Origin of the sequence: Streptomyces sp. SID5910, assembly GCF_009862125.1 — a bacterium.
Lineage (GTDB): Bacteria > Actinomycetota > Actinomycetes > Streptomycetales > Streptomycetaceae > Streptomyces.
On sequence record NZ_WWHX01000365.1, the window covers coordinates 1 to 4,474 of the forward strand.

4 protein-coding genes are annotated in these 4,474 nt (G+C 70.7%); 3 read left to right on the forward strand and 1 reads right to left on the reverse strand.

Annotated elements, in window-relative coordinates; genetic code table 11:
* Positions 1-114: 114 nt before the first annotated feature.
* The 3 genes from GTW67_RS12260 to ctaF are packed head-to-tail and all read left to right on the forward strand — an operon-like array spanning position 115 to position 3,487.
* Entirely contained in the window at positions 115-1,278 is a 1,164-nt protein-coding gene (locus GTW67_RS12260) for a CaiB/BaiF CoA transferase family protein (RefSeq protein WP_161164837.1), read from the forward strand.
* Between the two features lie 57 nt (positions 1,279-1,335).
* Positions 1,336-3,012, forward strand: a complete 1,677-nt coding sequence (gene ctaD, locus GTW67_RS12265; RefSeq protein ID WP_237518804.1) for an aa3-type cytochrome oxidase subunit I — start codon at positions 1,336-1,338, stop codon at positions 3,010-3,012.
* 10 nt (positions 3,013-3,022) lie between these two features.
* Complete coding sequence (ctaF, locus tag GTW67_RS12270) at positions 3,023-3,487, forward strand: aa3-type cytochrome oxidase subunit IV (protein ID WP_161164839.1); 465 nt, start codon at positions 3,023-3,025, stop codon at positions 3,485-3,487.
* Here ctaF and GTW67_RS12275 read toward each other — a convergent pair.
* On the reverse strand, positions 3,409-4,474 hold a 1,066-nt coding region (locus tag GTW67_RS12275; RefSeq protein ID WP_202437145.1), incomplete at its 5' end, for a cytochrome b N-terminal domain-containing protein. The two genes, ctaF and GTW67_RS12275, sit on opposite strands and share 79 nt — an antisense overlap.

The window sequence follows — 4,474 nt, forward strand, 5'->3', positions numbered from 1 at the left end:
CCGGCTGACCGTCCGCGCGGTCCCCGCGGCAGGAGCACCCCGCCCGCCGGAGGGCCGCCCGCCGATGGCACCGTGTCCGGCGTGAGGGAACCGGAGACGACGAGGAGACCGGACATGCCGACGAGCCACCACACCGACGACCCGCAGGCGCTGCGGGGCGTGCGGATCGCGGACTTCTCCCGCGTGCTGGCCGGGCCGTACGCGACGATGCTCCTCGCCGACCTCGGTGCCGAGGTCGTCAAGGTGGAACGGCCCGGCACCGGCGACGACACCCGGGCCTGGCGCCCGCCCGCCGACGCCGCCGGCACCTCCACGTACTTCCTCGGCGTCAACCGCAACAAGCGGTCCGTCGCCCTCGACCTGACCACCGGCCAGGGACGCGAGCGCGCCCGGGCGCTGATCGCCCGCTCGGACGTCGTCGTGGAGAACTTCCGCCCCGGCACCATGGACAAGCTCGGGCTCGGCCCCGACGATCTCCTCGCCGCCGACCCCCGGCTCGTCTACTGCTCCGTCACCGGCTTCGGCACCGGCGCCGGCGCGGCCCTGCCCGGCTACGACCTCCTGGTGCAGGCGGTCGGCGGGCTGATGAGCGTCACCGGAGAGCCCGACGGGGAACCCCTCAAGACCGGCGTCGCCCTCGTCGACGTCATCACCGGACTGCACGCCGTCGTCGGCATCCTGGCCGCGCTGCGCCACCGGGAACGGACCGGCGAGGGGCAGCACGTCGAGGTCAGCCTGCTTGGGTCCCTGCTGTCGGCGATGGCCAACCAGTCCTCCGGCTACGTGTCCGCGGGCGTCGTCCCGGGCCGGCTCGGCAACGCCCACCCGAGCATCGCCCCGTACGAGACCTTCGCGACCGCCGACCGGCCGATCGCCCTCGCGGTCGGCAACGACCGGCAGTTCGCCGCGCTGGCCGCGCTGCTGGGCCGGCCGGAGCTCGCCGAAGACGAGCGGTTCCGCACCAACCCCGACCGCGTCGCCCACCGCGGCGAGCTCCGCCCGCTCCTGGAGGACCTGCTGCGCACCCGCACCGCCGACCACTGGGCCGGCGTCCTGCCCGCCGCCGGAGTGCCGGCCGGGCCGGTCAACTCCCTCGACGAGGCCTTCGACCACGCCGAACGGCTGGGCGTCGAGGCCGTCGTGGACGTGGGCGGTACCCGCCAGGTGGCCCACCCGATCCGCCTCGGGGTGACACCGGCGCGGTATCTGCTCGCACCGCCTGAGCTGGGCGAACACACGGAGGAGGTGTTCGGCGCCGACGAGGGGCGCGATGCCTGACCGCGCTGCGGCGTGGCCGTACGACTGGCACGGGGGGCCATGGGTACCCTCCGCCGCATGGCGGTGGACAGAAGAACCGAGCCGCCGCGCCGGACGCCGGCGCGGCAGCGGACGAACCGCACGCTCGGGCGGGCGCTGGCGCGGTGGGCGAGAACGACCGATCACAAGGTGATCGGCAACCTCTACATGACCACGTCGTTCGGCTTCTTCCTCCTCGGCGGCGTGCTGGCGATGCTGATGCGCACCGAACTCGCCCGGCCGGGGCTCCAGCTGTTCTCCACCGAGCAGTACAACCAGCTGTTCACCGTGCACGGCACCATCATGATGCTGCTGTTCGCGACCCCGCTGTTCGCCGGTTTCACCAACGCCATCATGCCGCTCCAGATCGGCGCCCCGGACATGGCGTTCCCCCGGCTCAACGCCCTGTCCTACTGGATGTACCTGTTCGGCGGCCTGATGGTGGTGTCCGGTTTCCTGACCCCCGGCGGGGCGGCCTCCTTCGGCTGGTTCGCCTACTCGCCGCTGACCAGCGCCACGTTCAGCCCGGGTCCTGGCGGTGACCTGTGGACCATGGGCCTGGTGGTGAGCGGGGTGTCGACCACGCTCAGCGCGGTCAACTTCATCACCACCATCGTGTGCCTGCGCGCCCCCGGCATGACCATGTTCCGGATGCCGATCTTCACCTGGAACGTGCTGTTCACGTCGATCCTGGTGCTGCCCGCCTTCCCGGTGCTCACGGCCGCCCTGTTCGCGCTGGAGGCCGACCGGAAGTTCGGCGCGCACATCTACGACGCCGCGAACGGCGGGGCGCTGCTGTGGCAGCACCTGTTCTGGTTCTTCGGGCACCCCGAGGTGTACATCGTCGCGCTGCCGTTCTTCGGCATCGTCTCCGAGATCATCCCGGTGTTCAGCCGCAAGCCGATCTTCGGCTACGTCACGCTGATCGGCGCCACCATCGCCATCACCATGCTCTCCGCGGTGGTGTGGGCCCACCACATGTTCGCCACCGGGGCCGTGCTGCTGCCGTTCTTCTCCGTGATGTCGTTCCTCATCGCGGTGCCCACGGGTGTGAAGTTCTTCAACTGGATCGGCACGATGCTCCGCGGCTCACTGTCCTTCGAGACCCCCATGCTGTGGTCGATCGGCTTCCTGGTGACCTTCCTGCTCGGCGGCATGAGCGGCGTCCTCATCGCCTCCCCGCCCCTGGACTTCCACCTGACGGACTCGTACTTCATCGTCGCCCACCTGCACTACGTGCTGTTCGGCACGGTCGTCTTCGCGATGTTCGCCGGCTTCTACTTCTGGTGGCCCAAGTTCACCGGCAAGCTCCTCGACGAACGCCTCGGGAAGATCCACTTCTGGACGCTCTTCGTCGGCTTCCAGACCACGTTCCTCGTCCAGCACTGGCTCGGCGAACAGGGCATGCCCCGCCGCTACGCCGACTACCTGGCCGCGGACGGCTTCACCGCCCTCAACACCATCAGCTCCGTCGGCGCCTTCCTGCTGGGCCTGTCCACGCTGCCGTTCCTCTACAACGTCTGGCGCACCCACCAGTACGGCACCCGGGTGGAGCACGACGACCCCTGGGGCTACGGCCGCTCCCTCGAATGGGCCACCTCCTGCCCGCCCCCGCGCCACAACTTCACGGCGCTGCCCCGGGTGCGCTCCGAGTCCCCGGCGTTCGACCTGCACCACCCCGAGATCACCCGACACGACCAGAGGCACGTCCAGTGAGGACCGCAGAGTGAGGACCGAAGCCCGTCTGTTCACCGGTGTGGCCGCCTTCTTCGCCACCACCGCCGTCCTCTACGGCTGGTGGTCGGCCGAACCGGCCGGCACCGCCGCCCTGACCGTCGCCTTCCTGATGGCCTCGCTCGTCGCCTTCTTCTTCCGCGTGCAGCACCGCAGGCGCGGCCCGCGGGCCCAGGACCTCGACGACGCCGAGGTCGCCGACTCGGCGGGCCCCCTGGACTTCTTCCCGCCGCACAGCCCCTGGCCGATCACCATCGCGCTGGGCGCCGTCGTCCTCGCGCTCGGCATCGTCTACGGCCTGTGGCTCGCCCTGATCGGCTTCGGCCTGCTCGCCCTCGCCGTGTGCGGCTTCGTCTTCCAGTACGCCGACCGGGGCGTTCAGCGCCCCAGCTCGCCCGGGGAGCCCGACGAGGACGGCTCGGGTTCCGGCTCCTCGACGTCGACCCGGTCCCCGTAGTACCACTCGCTGAGCGTCGCCCGCAGCCGCCCGACGTGCGGCGCCTCCTCGTCGGGCGCGGTCCGCGCGAGCGGCTCGGGCTCCTTCCGCGACCGCAGCACGTACCGCTCCTCGGCGTCGAGCGGCGCATGGGCCTCGGCGTAGCCGCCCGCGAGGGTCTGCCGCAGCTCGCCCGTCTCCTCGCCCTCGGCCAGCCTCTCGCGCTCCGACTCCTGCATCGCCAGGCAGACCCGTTTGGTCACCATGAAGGCGGCCGGCGGCAGCACCACCAGGGAGATCCGGAACACCCACGTCAGCACGTTCAGCGAGAGGTCGAAGGTGTGGGCCAGGATGTCGTTGCCGCCCGCGAGGAGCAGCACCGCGTAGAAGACGATCCCGGCGACCCCGAGACCGGTGCGCACCGGCTTGTCACGGGGCCGGTCGCACAGGTGGTGCTCCCCGTGGTCGCCCGTCACCCACCGTTCGAAGAACGGGTACGCGTACAGCACGGCGAAGAGGAGGAGCGGCAGCAGCACCGCCGGGACCAGGACGTTCCACATCACGGTGTGCCCGGCCACCGACGTCTCGAAGGGCGGCATCAGACGCAGCGAGCCCTCCAGGAACCCGACGTACCAGTCCGGCTGCGAGCCCGCCGAGATCACGTCGGTGCGATAGGGGCCGTACACCCAGACGGGGTTGATCTGCGCCACCGCCGCGAGCACCGTCAGGACCCCGGACACCATGAAGAACAGGCCGGTCGAGTTCGTCATGAACTGCGGGAACATCGGCTTGCCGACGGCGTTGCGCCCGGTGCGGCCCCGGCCCGCCCACTGGGTGTGCTTCAGGTAGAAGACCAGCACGAGGTGCAGGGTGACGAGCGCCAGCAGCAGCCCGGGAACCAGCAGGATGTGCACCGAGTACAGCCGGGGGATGAAGTCCTCGCCCGGATACTCGCCGCCGAACACGAACATGCTGATGTACGTGCCCACCACGGGGATGGACAGCATA

Coding starts and splice junctions, on each gene's coding strand:
- GTW67_RS12260 (WP_161164837.1), top strand. CDS start 115: ATGCCGACGAGCCACCACACCGACGACCCGCAGGCGCTGCGGGGCGTG.
- ctaD (WP_237518804.1), top strand. CDS start 1,336: ATGGCGGTGGACAGAAGAACCGAGCCGCCGCGCCGGACGCCGGCGCGG.